Annotated in this window: 3 protein-coding genes; 2 read left to right on the top strand and 1 reads right to left on the bottom strand. The window is 66.1% G+C overall.

Features of this window, described 5'->3' with window-relative positions; translation table 11 throughout:
* Window positions 1–105 precede the first annotated feature (105 nt).
* Both ACWDBE_RS39055 and ACWDBE_RS39050 read left to right on the top strand, forming a co-directional pair.
* Complete coding sequence (locus ACWDBE_RS39055) at window positions 106–942, top strand: IS5 family transposase (protein ID WP_449810361.1); 837 nt, start codon at window positions 106–108, stop codon at window positions 940–942.
* 29 nt (window positions 943–971) lie between these two features.
* Window positions 972–1,391 (top strand): hypothetical protein, encoded by a 420-nt coding sequence (locus ACWDBE_RS39050; RefSeq protein WP_449810360.1) that lies wholly within the window; start codon window positions 972–974, stop codon window positions 1,389–1,391.
* Here the strand turns inward: ACWDBE_RS39050 and ACWDBE_RS39045 are convergent.
* Window positions 1,388–1,816 carry a hypothetical protein gene (locus ACWDBE_RS39045; protein ID WP_449810359.1) on the bottom strand — a complete coding sequence of 143 codons (429 nt, stop codon included), beginning with the start codon at window positions 1,814–1,816 and terminating at the stop codon, window positions 1,388–1,390. The genes ACWDBE_RS39050 and ACWDBE_RS39045 overlap by 4 nt on opposite strands.
* Between the last annotated feature and the right edge of the window lie 108 nt (window positions 1,817–1,924).

The raw sequence follows: 1,924 nt of genomic DNA, 5'->3' as shown, positions 1-1,924 counted from the left end.
TCAGAGGGCGTTCTGCGAGTCTTGGGTGGTTCTCGTAGTCCTTGAAGGCAGGTTGTCCGGTTCCGGTGCTTCACGGCGGGCCGTCGGCGCGGTGTGCTGGTGGATGTGGACGAGCGTCCTGCGTACCCGAGCGACCTGTCGGATGAAGCCTGGGAGCTGATCCGGCCGGTCCTCACCGCGTGGAAGGCGAAGCATCCCTCGGTCAGCGGCCATGCAGGCCGGTACGAGATACGGGAGATCGTGAACGCGATCCTCTACCAGGCCCGCACCGGCTGCCAGTGGCGCTACCTGCCCCACGACCTGCCGCCCAAGAGCGCGGTGTACTACTACTTCGGCACATGGCGCGACGACGGGACCGCCGAGACCATCCACGACCTGCTGCGCTGGCAGGTCCGCGAAAGCCGCAGGCGACACGAGGACCCCACCGCGGTCGTCCTGGACTCCCAGACCGTGCGGACCTCGACGAACGCGCCGAAGGACACGACCGGGCTGGATCCGGGCAAGAAGAGCCCGGGCCGCAAGCGGGGCATCGCCACCGACGTGCTCGGCCTGGTCATCGCCGCCGTCGTTGTCGCGGCCAGTGTCCACGACAACGCGATCGGCATCGCGCTGCTGGACAAGGTCGTCCGCGCCGCGCCCACCGTGACCAAGGCATGGACGGACGCGGGGTTCAAGAACGCGGTCGTCGAGCACGGCGCCCGCCTCGGTATCGATGTGGAGATTGTCCAACGTGAGCCCGGTGCACGAGGGTTCACACCGGAGCCCAAACGGTGGGTGGTCGAGCAGACCCTGGGAACGCTCATGCTCCACCGACGCCTGGTGCGCGACTACGAGGCAAAGCCGGCCAGCTCGGTCGCGATGATCCACTGGTCCATGACCGACGTCATGCTCCGCCGCCTCACCGCCGCCACCACGCCGACCTGGCGCGACCCACCGACCTGACACGCAGCCCCCGACCAGCAGGAGCATCGATGAGGGAACTCCTGGACAAGATCGAGACCCGACAGCAGATCGTCCGCGAGACGACCGAACAACTGCGTGACCAGATAGCCCGTCTCACCGAGCAACTCTTAACCGCCGAAGACACCTTGAGACGCCTGCAGATCACCCGCGAAACCCTGCTGGAGATCGCCGGAGACGACGACCGCACCCCTGACCTCGTCCCATCGGCCTACCGGCAGATTCTCGCCCTGTTCGAGAACGCCGAAGACGGCCTGCGCGCCAAGGACGTGTGCCGGGCACTCGGCGTCGGCGCCGAGCCCCGCCACACCGAAGGCACCCGAGCCAAGCTGAAGCGCCTGGTCAGCCGTGGCGTTCTCATCGAACCCGAGCCCGGCCTCTTCACTATTCCTCAGCCGTCCCGTACCACGACAGTGCCACCCTCAAGTTAGAACCCGGCAAAGGCGTTCGATGACGATCGAAAGCCGGCCACGATCTGGTGCGCGTGCTGATCATCTCGGCCGAGGTCGTGGACCGCTTGATCGGCCTCTTGAACCCGGTTCGTCTCGCACAGCAGTCGAACAAGGCCGTAAAGGGCGTCGCGGTCGCCATCTTCGGCGCGCATGCGTAGCGCTGCCTCCATCCCCCGCTCTCGAAGCGATGCGTTGAGCCTCCGGCGTGCATGGACATCGGTGAGGGCGAGTTCCGTGAGCTCTGCGAACCGTCCTGCTCGGGCGAGCAATGCCATGTGCCAGAGATGGTTGTCGTGGGCGTAGGAATCGGCGGAGTAGCACTCGGCCCGGGCACTCACCAACGTGATAGCCGTATCCCAATCCCGGAGCTGTTCCGCGTCCCGGGCCTGCTCGAACCACTCCATGGGACGAGTATCGCTGAGCGCCGCCTGATGCGACATCTCGGCAGGTCCCTGATGAGTCGCCGTCAGGACCAAGCACTGACCGATAAATGCTCACAGAACGCCCACTCA

It is taken from the genome of Kitasatospora sp. NPDC001132 (assembly GCF_053598415.1).
This window is presented reverse-complemented; position numbering and strand designations above follow the sequence as displayed.

Coding starts and splice junctions, on each gene's coding strand:
- ACWDBE_RS39045 (WP_449810359.1), bottom strand. CDS start 1,816: ATGGAGTGGTTCGAGCAGGCCCGGGACGCGGAACAGCTCCGGGATTGG.
- ACWDBE_RS39050 (WP_449810360.1), top strand. CDS start 972: ATGAGGGAACTCCTGGACAAGATCGAGACCCGACAGCAGATCGTCCGC.